Genomic DNA, 20,206 nt, shown 5'->3' on the forward strand with positions numbered 1-20,206 from the left:
AGATGACTCGAAAGGCGACGATAAATGATGATCCACTAAGCTATGCCGTTCTGGACTGTGCAGCAAATCATGCCATAGAGGCAAAGTGTAGGCAAAGATGAATTTTAGAGCAATACCGTGGTGGTTTACTCCTACTTTAGATGGTTTCTCGGCGTAAATAAGCCGTTAACAGCAGTTAAGTTTTAGGGGAAGGTAGTTAAGAGAGGGCTAGTTTTAGACATGATGCCCTTGTTTATATCACATAAAATCAAGGGCATGCTTATTTTCACATAGAGTGAAGGACTAGATCTCGGTGAAGATCACTTCTTGATCTAAGCGAGACTTAGGCAATTTAGCGTTGAAATCATTTTCTGAGTGATAACCCAAGGCTACAACCACGCAGGCACCTAGACCTTGCTCTCTTAAGCCTAGGGCTTGATTCATTTTAGTGGCATCAAAACCTTCGATCGGACACGCATCAATATCTAATACACTTGCACCGAGCATTAAAGTGCCAAGTGCTAAGTAGACTTGTTTTTCCATCCAATGCTGGGCATCTTTCAGCTCAAATTTATGCATATTCGCGAAGAAAGAACGGCCATTATGTTGGCCTTGCTTGGCTTCTTCATTAGCAAAACGGCCATCCTTCGCTTCTTGCTCGAGTACTTGCAGTAAGTGTGCTTCATCTAATTGAGCACGAGCACAGAGTACGAGCACATGGGAAGCATCGAGAATTTTTTGGGTATTAAACGCATAGTTTTCGGTCGCTTGGGCAACTAACGCTTTACCTTCCGCCGTACTTGCTAACACAAAATGCCAAGGCTGTGAGTTAGTCGATGATGGGCTGTACTGCAATAAGGTTTTGATTTCTGCTATTTTATCCGCAGGAATAGTCTTAGTTGGATCAAAGGCCTTAGTGGTGTAGCGCTTTTTGGCGAAGAAACTTAAATCACTCATGTAACGGCTCCAAATCATTAAGGAATACAAATTCAATGGCAGCATTTTAAGCAGGTTTAAGTAAAAAACAATGTGATCAAGGCAGGTATTAGTTTCAAAAAAAATTTGAAACTGGGTGTTTATGCGCACTAGACAAAGCTTATGTGTGATGGAGTAGATGGCATGAAGTTTCAGACAATCCCAATTATGCGGATCTTTGATGAAGATAAAGCCAAAGAGTTTTACCTTGGCTTTCTGGGGATGGAATTAGATTGGGAACATCGCTTTGAGGATGGCTACCCGATTTATATACAAGTTTCACTTGGCAATTTTGTTTTGCACTTGAGTGAACATTCAGGCGACTGTACTCCTGGCTGTAAGATTTTTGTGAATGTGAGTGAACTTGATCAATTGTTTGCTCATGTGACTTCTAAGCCATATAAATACAACAAACCTAGTATTGAAGATGCGCCTTGGGGCGATCGTTGCTTTACTGTAACAGATCCGTTTTCAAACAGGATTTTGTTTAATGAAGCAGCAGACACATAACAGAGTGAGGCATTCGAGGCCTGCGGCATTTACAAGTTTACGCGCATGGGCACTGCGTTATGCTTTCAGGAGAAAAAATGAGTTCAGTTGAATTGTGGAAATGCTTTGTTGACGAGTTTGCTCAGTTACATGATGGAGTATTTGAAAAATGGGTCTTGCAAGAAGGGAGCTATCCAAACAGGCAGGAAAATTCAGAAATAAATGAGTTCTTAACGTCACTAACTGTCCAGCAAAGAGAGATTCTCGTCAAGATGCTTATTAATGCTAGACGTGGTGGTATTCATGATGCCTTAGTACGACTTAATGACAGAATGGACTGCGAAAATGGTCAGTATTACGAAAACGGCATTGAGATGGAATTTCAGCCCTTTGGTTCCACCCTTTACTATGACTATGTTTGTCGCCGAGAAGGGGATAATTGGGAGCAAGAATAGGTATTATCGGAATATCTTACTTCCAATGAACATCCTGCACAGCTGAATGATTTCAGTTACTTAACAAAGCCATCGCTGGTTGAAGGCAAACCAAAAGTGCATTATGTTGTTGGTTTAAAATGGATGGCTTGATTTATTATTCGCTAACGCGGATCCGCTTATACCCAACGTTATGTGTAGGGGAATCTTAATGATCGAAAGACCCAAAGTAATAAACCTCACAGAAGCCAGAACGATTCGCAAAGTCCATTGCGGAGAGTGTAACTGGGAGCAGGAAATTGCTGCTATCACTGAAGCTGAGATAAAATGTTGCCCTTGGTGCGGCTGGAGCGATCTGGAAATAAGTACTTTAAAAGCAGAAGGTGGCTTCCAAGAAATAGAATGTCAAAAGCACGGTAGAGTTACGGTTCTACTACCTAGCTGTAATATTGATCCACTAGACTTCATGAACAACTTATTTTGTCCATTCTGTGAGTAACACATAACAATGCAAACCAGCCTGATGGCTTTTTCGTTCCTTGTTTTGCTACGCTACCGCAAAACAATCCAATACAAAGCAGCTGTTTGCGGCTATGCGTGAAGAGAGATCGGATATATAAATGGAAAAAGCATTAATAGATATTAGGTATTACGCTAGCGACTCCCTATATGAGACAGGTAAGAGTCTACCTTCGAGTTGTTCTAGATTTTTCAAATTTCCTAAGCTGCTTCATTACTGGGGTGCTCGCATAGCCACAATACTTGGTGAAAATGGATTATCCCTCGGAGAATTCGATCACCTATATGTAAACTACACAAATGCTATTCCAGAAGGCACGATGGTTTTTTCCGATAGAACACCAGAAAAGTGGCTTAGGTATATAGACTGTGGTGTAAATTTTGAGAAATTAAAATCATTAAATGAGTCCGAACTTGAACAATTTGTAATTCGCAGTACCTTTGAGTGTCTTGAGCACCTTTGTAAGTTGAGCATAGAAAAAACCGAAAAAATCAAGCTTGCTTCAAACGAGGTGGAAAGATTTGGTTCTGCGGTCGAGCTTCCGGTTAAGGCAAAACATACTAAGTCATATTCGGTTCTGGTTTCATATAAATTGCGCCCAAATGGCGAAGCATCTCATGGGCTTGTAAAATACATTAACCACAAAACAGGTACTACTTTCACTAAAAGGTTTGTTGATCTTAAGGGGCCATCGGATATATTTCCTCTGGTAGGTACAATTTCAGTAAAAGATGGAAAAGTCTTGATCACGCCGAGGGCATCATTTAAAGCTAGCCTTTACACAAATTCATATCAGATTCCAATGGAGATTGATTTAAGTGAAGCGGCAAGCGCATAACAAGGCGCTCTGTGACAAATCTACGCTGCGCTTCGGTTTGTCCTAGAGCGCGGCGTTAATCCATAGAAAATTTAATCCGAAAATCATAGATTAGAGCAAGAATTCTAACCCATTTATGTCTACTAGCTTTTTACGTATATATAGCAAAACTGGTAGTTAAAATTGGCATTGGGGCACCAGTGACCGTTGGCGACATGGATGTCGCCGTCGAGCCTATAAGGACATATTCACGGCGTGTCGCTGGAGACACAATGACAATAAACTCCCTGAACAGATAAACGGCTATTTAGCTTTTGTTTAATACCTATTAATTCAAAGGCATAATTTTTATGGTGTTGTGAAAGATGATTGTATCCTGACTTGTTTAATTTAGTCTTTGTCATCAACGTTGAATGTTGGGATCCTAATTTGAATTCTTCGCTCACTGCACGTACTTATAAAGGTCATGACAGTGAGCGTGAGTGACAGGACTTAAGCCGCTTAAGCTAGCGGAGTACCTTGCTTAAAAACGCTTGGGTACGGGCTTCTTTCGGGTGGCTAAATAGCTCATCTGGTGGACTAGATTCGACTACATAACCGCCGTCCATAAAGATCACTCGATCGGATACATCGCGCGCAAAGCCCATTTCGTGGGTGACAATGACCATGGTCATGCCCTTTAGCGCTAAGTCTTTCATCACGTCTAATACATCACCGACCATTTCAGGATCGAGTGCCGATGTTGGCTCATCGAACAGCATCAAGTCTGGTTCCATCGCTAATGCGCGGGCAATGGCGACCCTTTGCTTTTGGCCGCCCGATAAACTGGCGGGGTAGGCATTGGCTTTGTCACTTAAACCAACCTGTGCCAGTAGGTCGAGGGCTTTGGTCTCGGCTTGAGCTGGCGTCATCAGTTTTAGACTAATGGGCGCTAAGGTGATGTTTTGGATGACGGTTTTATGGGGGAACAGGTTAAAGTTTTGAAACACCATGCCCACTTTTTGCCGCAGTTTATCTACGCAGGCGTTTGGCGCTGTGATCAATTGACCTTCAATCTCGATATCGCCTTGGCTTGGCTGCTCTAACAGATTGATACAGCGCAAAAAGGTACTCTTGCCACTGCCGCTTGGGCCGATCACACTCACCACTTCGCCCTGACGAATATGCTCGCTAATGCCCTTGAGCACTTGGTTATCGCCGAAGTTTTTATGCAGGTTGGTTATTTTAATCACTTTGTTTCAACCTCTTTTCAAATTTCGACAGCACAAATGTGAAGCTGTAGGTCAGGAATAGGTAAATAAGGGCGCAGGTAAATAAGGGCACACTGTCCTCGAAGGTACGGCTACGGATGATTTCACCGGCGCGCATAAGGTCAACGCCGCCGATAAAGCCAATGACGGCGGTTTCCTTGAGGAGCACGATAAATTCATTACCAAGTGCGGGCAGAATATTCTTAATCGCTTGGGGCAGAATAATCGATTTCATGGTCATTGCTTGGGACAAGCCAAGTGAACGTGCCGCTTCGGTTTGACCTTTATCAACGGCTTGAATCCCTGCGCGGATTATCTCAGAAATATACGCGCCGCTATTGAGACCAAAAGCGATAATGGCGGCGGTGATCTTATCGACATCTAAGGCTGAAAGCACGATGAAGTAAAGGATCACTAATTGCACAACTACTGGGGTGCCACGGATCACACCGACATAAAGATTGGCGGGGAAGCGGATATACCACTTAGACGACATCTTCATAAAGGTGGTGCCAATGCCTAACACTGCGCCTAATAACATGGCGAAGAAAGTGACGATTAACGTCACTTTCAAACCATTTAATATCAGCAGTATGCCTATCATGCCATCTTCGCCAATCGGGCTAAACAGCGAGGTATTAATTGCGTCTATCATGCTGATATCACTTTATATGGGCAGAAACGAGCGTCTGATATTGGCCGTCGGCTTTCATGTTAGCCAGTGTTTTATTGATGCTCGCCAGCAGTTCAGGCTGCTCTTTTGACACGGCGAAACCATAAAACTCAGCAGGAAAATCCAGTTTGATCATCTTTAATTCAGGATTTTTAGCAAGATAGTTAGCGGCAGGTTCGCTGTCGAATAACACTAAATCTACCTTTGAATTTTTAAGCTCCATAATGGCTTCGAAACCCGTATTAAAGGCGGTGATATTTTGGGTGTATTTCTTCGACATGATGTCAGCAGTTGTGCCTAACTGCACCGCAAAGTGTTTGCCTTTAATATCTTCAAGCGTATGAATACTATTGTTATCTTTATTAACCAGTACCACTTGGGTCGCTTCGTAGTAAGGCTCAGAGAAGTTGACGTTTGCTTGACGTTCAGCGGTAATTGTCATGCCCGAGGCGATAAAATCAATTTTGCCAGAGTTGAGTGCGACGATCAGTGAATCAAACTTCATGTTTTCGACTTTCAGTGTCTTGCCCGCATCTTTAGCGATTTGCTTGGCCAGATCGATATCAAAGCCTTTGATTTCATCGCCACTTTGGCCGCCAACATATTCAAAAGGAGGGAAGGCGGCATTAGTGCCAACGACTAACACGTCATCGCTTTTTCCGCATCCAGCTAACAACAAGGTGGCAGTTAAGGTCAGGCCGCCTAATAACATGGACTTTTTCATTTAAGACTCTCTTGTTCGATTTCACTATCAGTGTGGCGACTATAGGCAGATGAGCATTAAGTGTCAATAATTATGCTGTTAATTTGATTAAAAATTCATTTCTATTTTGCGGTTTTCAGTCGCAAGATTGAGGGGCGCTGCTTTCCTGTACAAATTTGTGTGTAAGTTGTTTTTTCTGGGTTGAATTATTGTGCTTTGGTCTATAACTATTGTTACTGTTAGGTTTTTGGCTATCTATACTTCTGTAGTGTTTATTAGTGGCTTCTCAATGAGAGTGTCATAATTTGAACTATCGCCTATTATTCTTTGATTAAATTGGCTAGTTTAGCCGCTCTTTAACGGCAACCTTAGTTGGTGTTATTCCTATTTTATGCAGTTTAATCCTCTGGCTGATTTGATTATCAAGCTAGAAACGATATTTCAGGAGTCAAAAGTGAACTATCTCAACTCAGCATTAGTGTGTTTAGCCCTGTGCTTATCGAGTGCACTGCAGGCCGAAGAGCAAACTCAGTGGCATTACAGCTTAGGCAGCCATGATTTTGTGGTCGAGGATTCTCACACCTTAGGGGTGAATGCGAGTCTATTGTTAGAACATAAAACCCAAAGCGATATTTTGCTGACGGCGGCGCTGGATGCCTATATAGACGCAGATGTCGATAAACTCGACCCTGACCACATCCCTGTGTGGTTTAAGTCTGCCTATGCCGCGAGCGGTGAACTTTATCGTGTTAATCCCGCGTTTTCATTCGGCTGGCAGTTCGATTTACAGGGAAAGCGTAATACCGTTAGCTCGGTTGAGAAACAAGCTAAGGTATTTCCTGGGTTGACGGCTAACTTTGACGGGCAAGCATTACAGGCCCAGTTCAAGGCGGGTACGGGTTATTACTATCTCGAAATCGATGACGATGTGCCTAGAACTCGAGGTTACGATCGTGGCGATTTTGGGAATGGTACGTTTGCTTATACCTTTATGGGAAGTGTAGGGGCAAATGTGACGCCTAAGCTACATATACAGGTTGCCGCACAAACCTGGCAAGACGAAGACCAATGGTTAGAGAATCAATATCGCTTTGAACTGAGTTACCAAACCGATTTTTGGCGGCCTGACAGCCTGCTTGTGCTGAGCGCCGAACACACGCAATACAATTTAGACCACTATGCCAAAGTCGATGTTAACTCGGCTGAGTATTTGCCTATTCTGCCATGGGATAGCGATACGCTAGTGCGTTTAAGCTTAGTGGTTCCTTGGTAAGAATAGGGTTATTTATGGGTTAAGTGCTTCTCGACTAAGGCGATCATGGCTTGAGCCGCGAAGGATAAGACTTGGTCTTTGCGCCAAAAGAGGGATAACTCCCAGCGCAGCTCGTCACTCGCCAGCGGGATATTTACGACGCCTGACACGCTGTAGCGCCGCGCGATGGAGCGCGGTAATACCATAACCCCTGTGCCCGCGGCGACTAAGGCAATACCGAAATCGGCTTGGCTAACGCGGGTAATGTTTTTAGGGACAAATCCGGCGTGTCTGCAGGCATTGAGCACTAATTGGTAGAGAGTGTATTCGGTTTCGAACATCACCTGAGGGTCGGCACTGAGATCGCTAAACGATAATATCTGTCGGGTGGATAACGGATTTTCCTTAGGCAGCACTACTACCATAGGATCGTTAAACACGCGTATGCCGTCATAACCCTCATCAAAATCAATAATCCCAGTAGCCAGTTCAATTTCGCCCTTTTGGATTGCCGCGGTTTGCTCTACACCGCCACGGACGAGTAAGTGCATCTCTATCTGCGGATATTGCTGGCGATATTTGGCAATAATCGGGGCAAAAATTTCGGCACTCCCTAGAGGAGCCAATCCGAGATTGAGTTCGCCCGCGGTTAAGCTGCGTTGGGCTGTGAGTTCAGCGAGCATGCGTTGTCGGCCAGCGAGTAACTCTTTGCCATGTCGATAAACAACTTCGCCCGCGGGCGTGAGTTTGACTTGGGTGCCGCGTTTACCGCGTTCGAGTAAGATGAGGTCTAGCTCCTCTTCCAATTGGCGTACGGCTTTTGATAGTGCAGGTTGGGTGAGATGGACTTTTTCGCTGGCTTTACCGAAGCCTCCAGCATCGACGATTTCGATAAAATAGCGGATAACTTTGAGGTCCATTAAGGTTCACCTTTAAATGTATTCTTAAAATTCATGCATTACATTCTTAATATTCATTTTTTTTATCAAATAGGCAAGCCTAGAATAGCCCTATAGAAAACTTTGTTCTAACCGAGAAAATCATGTCATTCCCACAAGCCGCAATACGTCAGTGTCGACATTGGGCTTTGTTATTAAGCCAAATCGGCCTCTTCTGTTTACTGTCCTTCGCATGTCACTGGTTCGCCACTTGGGCACATTCTCCTATTCCAGGGAGTGTGATTGGCTTAGGTATACTCTTATTTTTATTAGGTTTTAAACTCATTCCTGAAAATGCCGTACAACTGGGCGCCGCTTGGTTGATTGGTGAGTTATTGCTGTTTTTCATCCCGCCAGTGATATCCGTTATTAAGTACGAAGGTTTGTTTGAGCAATACGGCACCAATATATTGTTCACTTTAGTGATGGGCAGTGTGTGTGTGATGTTTGGTACAGGCTTTGTGGTCGATAGAGTGTTTCGTTTTGAGCGCCAACTGAACATCAAAAAGCAAGCCCGTCGCCACGCTAAGGCAGCTTAGTTATGAATGACTCAAGAGTGGTGGATTTTGTGTTGTCGCAGACGGGATTAGCCTTATTCAGCTTATTGCTGACCGTATTCTGTTACTTCGGTGCCAAGCGTCTCTATAAGTACCATAGAGTCTGGTGGTTAGCGCCCATAGTGTTAGCGCCAATAGTGATTACCTTATTGGTGTTTAATCTTAAAATCCCGCTGCCAACCTATTTTGAATACACCCATTGGTTAATGGCCATGTTAGCGCCAGCAACTATCGCCTTTGCTTTGCCGATTTATCGTGAGCGTAACTTGATCCGCCAGTATCCGCTGACGATTGGTTTAGGTGTGACGGCGGGATTGTTTTTAGGGATGATGTCTTCTTGGCTGCTGGTGAAGTTTGTGCCTTTACCGGTGGAATTGTCTAAGAGTTTGCTGGTACGTTCGGTGTCGACGCCCTTCGCGATGGAGGCGACCAGTGCCTTTGGCGGCGTGCCTGAGTTGACGGCTATGATGGTGTTAATTACAGGCGTTATTGGCATCTTGGTGTGCGATCCCTTATTTAAATTTATGCGTATTCGTACTTCGTTAGGTAAAGGTGTTGCTCTAGGGGCATCAGCCCATGGTGCGGGCGCCGCAAAAGCCAATGAAATCGGCAAGCAAGAGGGCGTTATCGCCAGTTTGACTATGATTTTTATTGGTATCGCTATGGTATTAGGCGCACCCGTTTTTGCATTGATTTTTATCTAGGCTTTGAATGCTATCGTGTGAGTTTTATGGCTTGAATTTACACACCTCAATTTCGGCAAATTTGCCTCTTCGAGCGCTAACTCCTTCTCGGTTATGCGCTTTTTTTTTGAGCTTACCTTCATAAAATGTGGCATGCTGTACCAAGTTGAAATACATAGTATTAATGGTGATACCTATGTCTAGTAAGTCAGACAAACAACCAAACACGCAATACAGCGTGAGTTTACGCCCGATTATTGAAAGTGATCTTGAAGCTATTTTTGTGCATCAAAGCGATCCCATTGCTAACCAGCTTGCTCAATTTCCTCCTCGAGATCGAGAAGCGTTTTTTAAACATTGGCATCAAAATATTCTGGGACAAGTGAATGCATTACCAAGGGCGATATTGGTCGATGGCAAGTTTGTGGGCAATATTGGGCATTGGCAAAGTGATGGACAAGCGCTGATAGGGTATTGGATTGACCGTGAATATTGGGGCAAAGGTATCGCGACACAGACCTTAGCGCAATTTTTGCCTTTAGTCAGTTTAAGACCCCTCTTTGCCCATGTGGCTAAACATAATTTAGCTTCACAGCGAGTGCTGCTCAGACACGGTTTTGTGCTGACAGACCAACTGATACAAGAGAGCGAAGATACTGAAGCCTTACTCGAATTTGTCTTACGCTAGCGGATAAGATGCTATAACGCGACATTTTAGGGCGTATGTTAACGCTTTCATTCGCCTAAAATGACGTATTTAGATGCTTGAAACCACTGTTGTACAGGGACTTTTGTTAAAAGTGCAAAAAGTCGCCCATTATTTTCATTTCAAATTATTCTACTGAAAAAAGCCTCTTTCTAAGATTTTGTCTCTACTGTAATTGAAAAGCCTAGATCTAGATGCTTTATTGCTCTGAATTGGTGACAGGTTAAGCTGGTTTTATATAAAAAAATTGAGAAGAAAGTGCTGATCTTACTGATAAAAGTCTAATTGCATTCTATTTCTTTCACTGTAGAACTCCTATACTTAGCCAAAACCTGTGCCATAGCACAATCGATCCCTTATCTATTCAGTGAAATCTATATGAAGATCCGTTTTCTGCTCAGTAGTTTTATTCTTGCGTGCAGCAGTCTCACCGTTGCCACGACAGCGCATTCAGCCGATTCGGCCTCTGTCGCATATAAAAGCACCAAAACTCAATCGACAGCAAAAACGAAGCAAGCACCATTAAAGCAAGAAATTGCAGGACGTAGTGCGATAGTCGTGGACTTAAAAACCAATGAAGTGCTTTATTCCAATAATCCTAATGCAGTAATGTCAATTGCATCTGTCACTAAGTTGATGACAGCTATGGTGGTGTTGGATGCAAAGTTACCTATGGAGCAAAAGCTTGCGGTAAATATCCGTGATACCAAAGAAATGAAAGGTGTTTATTCTCGAGTTCGTATCGGCAGTGAAATCAGCCGTAAAGAAATGTTATTACTGACCTTAATGTCATCAGAAAACCGTGCCGCTGCAAGTCTTGCACATCATTATCCCGGTGGTCATAAAGCTTTTATTAAGGCGATGAATGCCAAAGCAAAAGCGCTGGGAATGAAAAATACCCGCTATGTTGAACCTACAGGTTTATCCTATAAAAACGTTTCGAGTGCCAGTGATCTGATTGTATTACTTAAGGCCAGTGAAAAGTACCCTATGCTAGGCCAGCTGAGTTCGACCGAGAAGAAGACGGTAACCTTTGCCAACCCAAGATACAGTTTAGATTTTCGTAATACCAATCGTTTGGTTTATAAAGATAACTGGGATATTCATCTAACCAAAACAGGCTTTACGAATGCAGCAGGGCATTGCCTTGTGATGCGTACTGAAATGGCAAAACGCCAAGTGGCATTTGTCGTGCTCGATGCTTACGGCAAATATACTCATATTGCGGATGCTAACCGTTTACGTAACTGGTTAGAGACTGGCAAAGTCACTCCTATTCCTGCTGAAGCTAAGCAATACAAGAAACAACGTAGCCAGCAGCAATTAGCTAAGTTGAGTGAGACCTAGTTTCTCGGTTGCAGCTTTATAAAAGTACAAACATAAAGGCCAGATGAGCAATCAATCTGGCCTTTATGTTTTAACGCTTTGAGTTTCTATTCAATTTTGGTAAATTTATGATGGATTTGAGCGTACCATAGTCGTTATTTTATGTTCTCAAGGATGACATTCGTGTGGATGTATTTTTAAAAAAAATTCAACTTATCTATTTTCCCTTCTTATTTCTCAGCCTGTTATTTGTTTCTGGTTACAGTTTTGTCCATTGGCTGTTGTTGGTTAACCTTGAGTTTTTTAGCCTAGATGAAGATATCGTTAATTTGTGGCTGCCGCAGATACTGTCTTGGTTATTGTCGATCATTTATATCCGACCTAGGCTAAAACGACTCAAGTTTGTTAAAGACAATTCGCGCTTTTTCTATTTATTGATCGCGGTGCAATTAATGGCTGTTCCTTGCATTGTTGCGCAGGAATATCTCAAGACTGCCACGGGGAAGTTAACGCAATTAGCATCGATACAAGAATTGTATCTCCATAAAAATACTCAGTATTATCAGTTGCAGCAATCTTATATTGATAAGACGCAAATTGGTTTGCAGCGAAGCCTAGAGGTTACAGGTAAACATAGTAGTCACTTAAATATGGCACTGTATATCGCTATGCCGATTTTTGCAGAGTGTGCAGACAGTTGGCATGCTAAGGCCCTCGCTTGGTATGGTAAAGTTTATCAGCAGGAGATCAGTAATCGACTTGAACCCAATGAGAAAGAAGCGCAATTCAAAGCGTTTTTGGCTAAATCCCTAAATGAGTTCAATGAATTGGACCCCCAGAGTTTTGTTTACCTTGAACGATTAGCCCCATCCTCTCTTCGTTCAGAGTTGCTCAGCGCCGCACAAAAAAGTCCGCTTTATCAAGCTGAACATCAAACGATTTTTATGCCTAAATTTGAGCCATTTGAGGCTCGTAATGGCCATAAGTTAGTGTGGATTTTTATCTGGTTTGTTGTTGGCGCTTTAGTTTGGTTTGTACTCTTACTGCGGGTCAATCTGGATGAGAAAAGCGTAAAGCCGAGACGCAAATAAATCACGCTCGGCCTTGGATTTAATAAAATTTAGGCATGTTCAAACATTAAGAACAAGTAAACGATAAACAACACTATATGAGTCGCGCCGTGCAGTGCATTGGTGCGACCGCTGCTAAAGCTTACCTTACAGACCATTAAACTGGTGATTAACAGCACCATGTCGGCGGGTGACAGGCCTAAATGGACTTCTTGATCTATCACGCTGCCAATAATTAATACCGCGGGGACTGTGAGTGCAATCGTCGCGAGCACTGAGCCAAAATACAGATTCATTGCCCGCTGTAATTGATTGTTTAACGCGGCCTTAAAGCCTCCCACAGCTTCGGGGGATAAAATCAAGCAGGCCACAATAAAGCCGCCTAATGCCTGTGGAGCGCCTAGAGTTGCTACGCTGTAATTGATAGGCATAGCTAAGGTTTTTGCCAGCAAAATGACCACGAGCAAGTAGCCAATTAATAGAATCGTATGGTAAGCATTGCTGCGTAGTATGCCGTGGTGTTCCTCATGGTCTTCATGATCGGCATCGACAAAGAAATGGCTGTGGCTCTTCGTTTGTACCACTAAAAAGACGCCATAGAGCAGAATCGAAATAATGATCAGCATCCAAGACATGGCTTTAGACATGCCGCCAATAGTGCCACCTTCGGTAAAATTAGGCAGTACTAAACAGAGTAGGGCGAGGGGGATAATCGCCACGAGATAGGATTTTACGCCATCTAAATTGAAATGCTGGGTATGGTAACGCCAGCCGCCAAGTAATAATGTAAAGCCCACTAAGCCATTGATGATCAACATGACGACGGCGAACATAGTGTCGCGCGCCATGACAGGGTTGGGTTCTCCGGTCAGCATCACGGAGGAGATCATCACCACTTCGAGTGAAATGACCGATAAAGTTAAGATTAAGGTGCCATAGGGATCGCCAAGCTTAATCGCTAGTGCATCTGAGTGGCGTACCACAGAGAAAATAGCCCAAGTCACTACACCCAATAGGGCGAGTGAAACGGGAATATAGGTCGAGAGGGCGGTGCCATCGGCGAGTAAGCTATCGCCACCGGTTTTAAAGAATACTAAGGTCAGTATTCCCAGTAGCAGGGCTAACTCGTCTTTCATAAATGTCTTCATAGGCAATTTGTCCTAAACGAAAAAAAAGGCCGTTAGTATAGACACTGGTTATGGCACACTTTGCATGAAACTTCCTTTAGATTTGGAGTTAAGGATAAATGTTTGAACTAGATCGCTTTTTAATCTAAAACCCCATTTTTAAGCTAGCCATGGTGTTCTGTTTTAATCAGCTTGCCGAGTTGATCATAATGATTCCAATCCCCTGATTCTCGATCGCTGAGATAACTGCCTTCAGTGCGTTTTTCACCATTAGGCCAAAAACTTTGCCATAGACCTTCCTTGCGATCCCTAAGATAAGTGCCTTGTTCGGCTAACTTGCCATTGTTGTGGTAATAGCTAGCATCGCCTTCTTTTTGGCCTTTCACCCAGGTTTCAACGAGTTCTGGCTTACCGTTCTGGTGATATTGCTTCACTTGACCATCAAGCGAACCCTTAGCATAAGTTGCCTCTAATTTGAGTTGGCCGTTACTGTAATATTCTTTCGTTTGGCCATGGTTTTGACCCTCTAAAAACTCAGTGCTAGCAGCTTGCATCCCATCCTCAAACCAACTTTCCCACAATCCAGTTTGATTACCTTTATCCATAGCACCGCTAAGTTTTAGTTGGCCATTGTTGGGATAGTACTCGGCATACGGGCCTGTTTTGTCATTTTTATCATAGGTTTCTGAGCGGTAAACCACTTGCTTAAAGCTGTAAAACTCTCGAATTCCATGGCGCTTGTTTTCCTGCCAATGGCTTTTTTGCTGGATATTCCCCTCGGGGATTGTGCCATAGGTAGGGTCTTTTTCTTCGTAGCGATAATCCGTCCATAGACCGGTTTTTTGGTCGTCCAAATACTCCCCTGTCACACGGCGGCGTCCGTGGTAATACTCTGTATAGTTACCATTAAGTTTGCCATTGGCGAAGGTTTGCTCCCGTTGTTTCAGGCCTTCGCTGTACTGTATCCATAGGCCTTCTTTATTGCCGCTTTGATATGTGCCTTCTTCATTGGGATCACCATTGGCATACCAGCGGGCGAAATGGCCATCAAGAGGGTAACGACTGGCATTGTCTTTTTTATCCCGTGCGTAGTGAGATACTTCCCGAGGTTTACCGTTATCGTAAAATGACTCATATTTTCCGACCCATTGGCCATCGATACGTTCGCCGCGCTCACTCACTGTGCCGTCGTCAAAATAGGTTTCTGATTTCCCTGTTGGTTTACCTTCAACGTATTGATCTAGCGTCCGCAGCTTGCCATTGTTGTGGTGACGGCGTGATTCACCGTGACGCTGCCCTTGTCGCCATTGCTCGGAGGATTGCAGCTTGCCAGCGTGATAGCGCTCAAATTGGCCATCCTTAATTCCCATGTCGTAGTGGCTTTTTTCGAGCAGATGACCTTCGGCATCATAACGCTCCGATGGTCCATGAAGCGGGTATTGGCCATTGTCAGCCTGCTTTGAGTCTTGGTAGTTACGTAATTCTTTAAGTTGGCCGTTGTTGTGGAAATATTTTTGCGTACCAGCGAGTTGATCCTGTTTATAGTTGAGAGCACTGGTGAGAATGCCCTCGGCATTAAAATATTGCTGTGGCCCGTCTAATGCACCATTAACATACTGTTCTTCAACTTGTAATTTACTTGCATCATTAAATTGCTGGCATTTCCCTTGGCGTTGTCCAGCGCTATATTGGCAGCGGCTGGCGAGTTCACCATTGGGGTAAAATGTCCGTTCTTCACCCTCGAGCAGATTGAGATTAAACTGGCTGCTGCTCGATTTAGTCCCGTCATCGAAAAAGGTTTCCCATGCTCCTTGGCGACGGCCTTCTGCATCGAAGCGGCCCGTCACTGTGGCTTGTCCATTGGGATTTTGTTCTAAATAAGAACCAGAGAGTTGGTTGTTCGCATAGCTCTGGCTTTGGAACAAGGTGCCGTTTTCATAGAAACTTTCCCATTTCCCGTGGCGCAGGTTATCGAGGTAGCTTTCTTGGGCTTGCAGTTTGCCACTGTCATAGAAACGTTTTACTTGCTCCTTTTTACCGTCTTTATAGCGCGTCGTTTGGCTGAGATGGCCGCTGCTGTTGTATTCCTTCCATTCGCCCGTGGGCACGCCTTTGGAAAATTGCTGTTCCTCAGTAACTGCGCCGCTCAAATCGAACATATGCCAAGTGCCATCTTGATAACCCTGCTGATAGTTTCCTTCGACTAGCTTGCTGTTATTGGTATGAAATACTTGCCATTTACCATTAGGGATCCCCTCGGAAAACTGCCCTAAGGTATAGCCTTGGTTATCGCGCACTATGGCGATATCGCCATTTAAGGGCATGCCAGTGGCGAGATTGTAATAGCTGGGAATTCCGTCCTGTTGGCGGATTTCGACCATCATGGAAGAGAGATTTTGCGCTGCTTGTACATGGACACTGGTTAAGCTGGCTCCCGCAATCGCGAGGCTGATAAAGCGAAATGGCGTATTGAACATGCTGATTCCTTGCTCTGTTCTGGGTCTTAAGGCCGCGCGGTTTGCAGCCTATACAAGAATCCTAATTTTTTGCTGTTGAGTTTATTTATCGGGCTGTGCACTTATATACAGTGCACAGCGCCAAGGGTTAAGTTAATCGATTAAGCGAATATGCTTAGGCTAAAAAATAGGGAAAACATGGTCCGAGGTAATCACCGGCGGCGGTATTTCCCGATTTAAAAACTCGCCATGATGGAAGCTATTGATCACTTCTATCCAGCCATTATCCCTAAATTCGTATTGTTTACCATGAAGCCTGCTCTGCTCGTCATAATTAGCTATTTCAAGCACATAGTCTTCGGTATTACGCAGTTCCCAGTGGCCGACTTGTTTACCTTGGTCAAAGCGTCCGTACCAATAGTGTCTCTCAGGATTTGGCCTTGGGTTGAAACCGAACTCGCCATGGGTGTACACCCAGTCGCCATCCTGCTGCCCATTGCGGTATTCGCCCTTTTCATACAATTGGCCGTTCGTGGCGTAGCGTTGTACTAATCCTTCGGGTTTGCCATGGTTAAAGTTGATTAATTCAAGCAATTGCCCAGAACTTGTCTCATTACGGAATTCACCATCGAGCTCGCCTTGGGCATCATAGCTAAAGGTGAGGGTGGCATCCTCTTGTTGTTTTTTCCATTTGCCTGAGGGCTTGTCGTTGGCATATTGGCCTTGCTCGGCCAGCCATTGTTCCCCTGTTTCATGCTTAATTTTCAGCATTTCGTAGGGGCCTTCGCGCTTACCCTCTTTAAAATACTCGCGGGTAATCACTTTTACAGTTTGACTGCGGTTTAGGGTTTGCAGATATAAACCGGTCAATTGGTTATCGATATGCTCGCTGCGGCTAATTAACTCACCTTGCTCAAATATTTCGTTGAGAACCCATTTTTTAAGCTTGTCTTCTTCGATGTTAGAGGTAAGTTGACCGTCACTAAAGCGTTGATGCTTACGGTAAACCCAGCTGTTGTTTTGGTGTTTTTCTTCGGTTGAACTGAGCATGTCACCCTTTTCATCGTATTTAACCGATAAGGTCACATTCCATGGTGCTTCTATGATTTCCTTTTGTGCTATCTGGCCATTTTCATAGTAATCCAGCTGTTCACCGACTTTATAATCATTGTGGTAGCGGTAGTGGCGCTTTACCTTGCCATCAGCGAAATATTCGAAGTAATCCCCGTGTTTCTTACCTTTAACATAAGCTTGGGTCGAAATGATTTTACCAAAGCCCCAATTGGTCTCGTTGCCATGTGTAAGCCCATCCACCATAGGGATTTCGACGTGTAAGTTGCCATTGTCATAGTACTGGGTAACACAAGTACCACTATTACAGACTTTGCCCCTAAGCTTGCCCTCGCTATCAAAAAGCTCGCTTATACCGACCTCTTTGCCATCTTTATAGGTCGTTTTGTACCGGATCTTCCCACCTTCCCAGTAACCCGTTTCAAGGCCTTGTTTAACGCCATTTTCATAGTGCGATTCAACATACAATTGACCCGTGGCAATGTATTTTTTGAGCAGGCCATGAAGTTGACCTTGCTCGTTGCGAAAGCCTTGTTCGTAGGGCTTGCCATCCTCAAAGTAGCATTGATAAGCACCGCGAAATTGTTCGCTTGTGAGGGTTTTGCCAATTTTGTTATCGGCGAGGGCACTGGCGCAGAAAAGCATATCGTTATTTTTGTAATAAACCTCAGCCTTATAATTTCCGTCGATAACTTCGGTCGATTTTTTTAGATAGTATTGAGCCTGTTTTTCATCTTTGACAACCTTCCAATGGGCATCGAGTAACACCTTTTGTGCATTGGCACTGGCACTGAGAGTGATACAGATAAGTACCAGTGCTCCAAGGAGCAGTTTTACTGTAAATAGACGCATAACCGCTCCTTTTTATGGCAAAGGTTTAAAGGTGAATTCATAGGGGATGTCTACGGGGTTTTGAGAGAGAGTCATATAACTCACCTTCGCTGCAGGGCCCTCCACACTCAAATAGCGGCCATCGACCAGCGCCTCTTTAATCCGCAGTTCGGTGGTTTCGGGCAGTCGAATCGTTAGGGATTTGCCTTGGGCATCCTCGACTTTAAAGTAGTTCTTAAGATCTTTACTCGGCTCGTCACCATAACCGGTTTTTGTTAGCCAAGCTTGTAAATCGATTAACCAAGGACGTGGGTTAGCTGCCTGCTCTAAGGGTTGCCAACTGATATCACCTTGGCAATGGATTTTTCCTTGGATGTGTTTATCGTAGAAAAACTGCCGCTCGCGGTCGGGCGTCATCAGGGTATAGGCTGGTCCGTTTGGGGCATTATGCTCAAACAGCCAAGTGACTTCGTGTTTCCCTTCTTTAAAACCTTGTTCTATTTCAGGTTTACAGGCACTCGCTAATGCGGCTGACATGGGAATATACAGATTATGGCCATTTTCAGTCTCAGGTTTTATCCCTTGGATCGCACTGATTTCGGCGTTTGATGGCTCAAGATCTTGATAGAGGAAGTTATTGAGGCTCGAATCGCCAAACTCGCTTAAGGGATTGGCCAGATTTTGGTTGTAGTCGGTAAAGGTCACAAAGCGGATGTTCTTGGTTTGGCTTAACTCCGGCTGTGGCTGGCTCTCCAGTATTACAACGGTTTTAGGGATTTCATCTAGCTTAAGTAGCAGGGCGCGGGTGCTAAGGTGATGAGGATCATCGACACCGATTAATTCCCCCAGTAGTTCCTTATCCGTCACCGTTAACCATTTAGGATAATCACCATCGCGACGGGCTTCGGCCATCTTTCCTTTAAATTGTTGAAAAGGAAGGTTAATGTTTTTAGTCTTACTCTGCTTTGTCACGACTTTAAATAGCTTTGCCTCGGCGTCGAGCACCTGAATCGTGAGGCTCGCATCGCCAAAGGTATAGGGAGTGGCGACCAGTTCATCCCACGATTTTTCGACTATCTTATTGCTTTCGGGGATAAGGGTCAGCTTGGCGGTGATATGGTCTATCTGTTTGAGTTTATTGGCGGTGTTGTCCCAGCCTGTGGCGATAAGATCCACCGAAGACTCAATCGAGCGGTTGAAATTCATCGCCACACCTCTGCTGTGCTGCCAGAAGTGAATGTCTATCGGATTTCCGCTGGCATCAAAGGCGGCTAAGTCTTCATAATTCACATTAGCAACCACATATCGCGGGCTCATATTATGCACAAAGCGCAATTGCAGCACTTCTGGCGTGTCAGCGCCCCATGGGCCAATATTATCAAGAATACCTTGCTGATCAGGTAATAAGGATTTTATAAAGTCCTTATCATGGGCTTTATATTCCCGAGGAATGTCGCTAATCGGGTAGAGCTCTTTTTGCAGATCATCTATATCACGCTCCGCATCGTAGCGAGCGTCGGCATGCCAAAGCATGCTCATAATATAAGGGCTATCCTTGGGCGCCATGGCGATGCGGCGGGTGAGGGTACTGCCTTTGCTCTCTTCCTGTTGAAAAAACGCCATGCTCTCTAACCAGCCGGTTTTGCGGTTAAGCTCGAACTTGCCATAGGCCTTAAAGTTGTCTTTCTCACCTTGTACTACTGCAAATAACTTATCTTCGGTCACTTGCTCAACTGTCCAAGTTAGGCGTGCATCCATGGGGGCGCTGATGCTATAACCGACCCTAGGCTCAAGCGCTACAGGCAAGGTTGGAGCTTGTTTAAACAAGCTATTAAGATTCACCCAGTGGTCAAATAATTCCTTGATATCTTTTTGATCCATTTTGGCAATGGGAGTCAGTTGGCGGACTTCACCATTGTTAAATTCCACATTAAAGCCGTCTTTAACCAACTGAAAGATTTCATTGGAATTACCTTTAGGGTCGATATTACTCACCGGAATCGGCATACCATAATCGCTAATTTGCAGCATATTAGGTTGGATAAAAAAATGGGCGTTATGGGTTAATGGCGTTGTTAAGCTGGCCGCCTTACCCTCTGCATCCTGTAATTGGTAATCCAGCAGCAGTCGTGCCTGCAGCACTTTGCGGGTTTCAAAGCCATCATTGAGGTTTATGGTGGAGATAATCTGATATTCACGTTCTGTGGGGATGTTGGTATTAACTGAATTGGAGGGTGACGTTGAGTTATCGCAGGCGGTTAACAAGAGTGTTATACCTGCCATTGTCAGTGTGATTGCGGCGTTAACTGCCTTGTATTTCACTATGGCCATTCGTACTCCTTTGGCTAC

18 protein-coding genes are annotated in these 20,206 nt (G+C 44.3%); 9 read left to right on the forward strand and 9 right to left on the reverse strand.

Translation table 11 applies throughout. From position 1 onward, the window contains the following. Nucleotides 1-282: 282 nt before the first annotated feature. Nucleotides 283-936: an oxygen-insensitive NAD(P)H nitroreductase gene (gene nfsB / locus AAA952_RS03755; protein WP_338254525.1), complete on the reverse strand. Its 654-nt coding sequence runs from the start codon at nucleotides 934-936 to the stop codon at nucleotides 283-285. Between the two features lie 162 nt (nucleotides 937-1,098). Between nfsB and AAA952_RS03760 the strand changes: the two genes are divergently transcribed. The 3 genes from AAA952_RS03760 to AAA952_RS03770 all read left to right on the forward strand — a co-directional run bounded on the left by AAA952_RS03760 (nucleotide 1,099) and on the right by AAA952_RS03770 (nucleotide 3,235). Continuing rightward, nucleotides 1,099-1,464, forward strand: a complete 366-nt coding sequence (locus tag AAA952_RS03760) for a glyoxalase superfamily protein (protein ID WP_113939000.1) — start codon at nucleotides 1,099-1,101, stop codon at nucleotides 1,462-1,464. A 77-nt stretch (nucleotides 1,465-1,541) separates the two neighbouring features. Then, nucleotides 1,542-1,898, forward strand: a complete 357-nt coding sequence (locus tag AAA952_RS03765; RefSeq protein WP_263168307.1) for a DUF6547 family protein — start codon at nucleotides 1,542-1,544, stop codon at nucleotides 1,896-1,898. 599 nt (nucleotides 1,899-2,497) lie between these two features. Continuing rightward, a complete protein-coding gene (locus tag AAA952_RS03770) occupies nucleotides 2,498-3,235 on the forward strand; it encodes a hypothetical protein (protein WP_263146406.1) in 738 nt (245 codons plus the stop codon). 485 nt (nucleotides 3,236-3,720) lie between these two features. Here the strand turns inward: AAA952_RS03770 and AAA952_RS03775 are convergent, their stop codons facing one another. From AAA952_RS03775 to AAA952_RS03785, 3 genes are read right to left on the reverse strand one after another with little or no spacing between them, the layout of a single operon-like run. Next, entirely contained in the window at nucleotides 3,721-4,446 is a 726-nt protein-coding gene (locus AAA952_RS03775; protein WP_028761645.1) for an amino acid ABC transporter ATP-binding protein, read from the reverse strand. Beyond that, nucleotides 4,439-5,119, reverse strand: coding sequence for an amino acid ABC transporter permease (locus tag AAA952_RS03780; protein ID WP_006085903.1), 681 nt, complete (start codon nucleotides 5,117-5,119; stop codon nucleotides 4,439-4,441). Before AAA952_RS03780 ends, AAA952_RS03775 begins: the two co-directional genes overlap by 8 nt. A gap of 7 nt (nucleotides 5,120-5,126) precedes the next feature. Continuing rightward, nucleotides 5,127-5,861: a basic amino acid ABC transporter substrate-binding protein gene (locus tag AAA952_RS03785; protein WP_071940133.1), complete on the reverse strand. Its 735-nt coding sequence runs from the start codon at nucleotides 5,859-5,861 to the stop codon at nucleotides 5,127-5,129. 433 nt (nucleotides 5,862-6,294) lie between these two features. On the opposite strand from AAA952_RS03785, the gene AAA952_RS03790 reads away from it, so the two are divergent. Continuing rightward, complete coding sequence (locus tag AAA952_RS03790; protein WP_432351175.1) at nucleotides 6,295-7,113, forward strand: hypothetical protein; 819 nt, start codon at nucleotides 6,295-6,297, stop codon at nucleotides 7,111-7,113. Between the two features lie 8 nt (nucleotides 7,114-7,121). Here the strand turns inward: AAA952_RS03790 and AAA952_RS03795 are convergent, their stop codons facing one another. Continuing rightward, nucleotides 7,122-8,012: a LysR family transcriptional regulator gene (locus AAA952_RS03795; protein WP_113938996.1), complete on the reverse strand. Its 891-nt coding sequence runs from the start codon at nucleotides 8,010-8,012 to the stop codon at nucleotides 7,122-7,124. A 122-nt stretch (nucleotides 8,013-8,134) separates the two neighbouring features. Here AAA952_RS03795 and AAA952_RS03800 point away from each other — a divergent pair, with 122 nt between their 5' ends. From AAA952_RS03800 to AAA952_RS03820, 5 genes are all read left to right on the forward strand, one after another. Next, a complete protein-coding gene (locus tag AAA952_RS03800; RefSeq protein WP_028761649.1) occupies nucleotides 8,135-8,569 on the forward strand; it encodes a CidA/LrgA family protein in 435 nt (144 codons plus the stop codon). A 2-nt stretch (nucleotides 8,570-8,571) separates the two neighbouring features. Further along, a complete protein-coding gene (locus tag AAA952_RS03805; RefSeq protein ID WP_338254539.1) occupies nucleotides 8,572-9,291 on the forward strand; it encodes an LrgB family protein in 720 nt (239 codons plus the stop codon). A 175-nt stretch (nucleotides 9,292-9,466) separates the two neighbouring features. Continuing rightward, nucleotides 9,467-9,958, forward strand: coding sequence for a GNAT family N-acetyltransferase (locus tag AAA952_RS03810; protein ID WP_219251116.1), 492 nt, complete (start codon nucleotides 9,467-9,469; stop codon nucleotides 9,956-9,958). Between the two features lie 396 nt (nucleotides 9,959-10,354). Further along, nucleotides 10,355-11,323, forward strand: a complete 969-nt coding sequence (pbpG, locus tag AAA952_RS03815) for a D-alanyl-D-alanine endopeptidase (RefSeq protein WP_105251600.1) — start codon at nucleotides 10,355-10,357, stop codon at nucleotides 11,321-11,323. Between the two features lie 164 nt (nucleotides 11,324-11,487). Then, nucleotides 11,488-12,393 (forward strand): hypothetical protein, encoded by a 906-nt coding sequence (locus AAA952_RS03820; RefSeq protein ID WP_338254544.1) that lies wholly within the window; start codon nucleotides 11,488-11,490, stop codon nucleotides 12,391-12,393. Between the two features lie 29 nt (nucleotides 12,394-12,422). Here the strand turns inward: AAA952_RS03820 and AAA952_RS03825 are convergent, their stop codons facing one another. The 4 genes from AAA952_RS03825 to AAA952_RS03840 all read right to left on the reverse strand — a co-directional run bounded on the left by AAA952_RS03825 (nucleotide 12,423) and on the right by AAA952_RS03840 (nucleotide 20,188). Further along, on the reverse strand, nucleotides 12,423-13,520 hold the full coding sequence (locus AAA952_RS03825; protein WP_025008445.1) for a calcium:proton antiporter: 1,098 nt from the start codon (nucleotides 13,518-13,520) through the stop codon (nucleotides 12,423-12,425). Nucleotides 13,521-13,663: 143 nt separating this feature from the next. Beyond that, nucleotides 13,664-15,976 (reverse strand): toxin-antitoxin system YwqK family antitoxin, encoded by a 2,313-nt coding sequence (locus tag AAA952_RS03830; protein ID WP_338254548.1) that lies wholly within the window; start codon nucleotides 15,974-15,976, stop codon nucleotides 13,664-13,666. Between the two features lie 159 nt (nucleotides 15,977-16,135). Further along, nucleotides 16,136-17,878 carry a toxin-antitoxin system YwqK family antitoxin gene (locus AAA952_RS03835; protein WP_338254550.1) on the reverse strand — a complete coding sequence of 581 codons (1,743 nt, stop codon included), beginning with the start codon at nucleotides 17,876-17,878 and terminating at the stop codon, nucleotides 16,136-16,138. 12 nt (nucleotides 17,879-17,890) lie between these two features. Then, complete coding sequence (locus AAA952_RS03840) at nucleotides 17,891-20,188, reverse strand: hypothetical protein (protein ID WP_338254552.1); 2,298 nt, start codon at nucleotides 20,186-20,188, stop codon at nucleotides 17,891-17,893. Nucleotides 20,189-20,206 lie beyond the last annotated feature (18 nt).

This window comes from Shewanella sp. M-Br (assembly GCF_036245925.1).
Lineage (GTDB): Bacteria > Pseudomonadota > Gammaproteobacteria > Enterobacterales > Shewanellaceae > Shewanella > Shewanella oncorhynchi.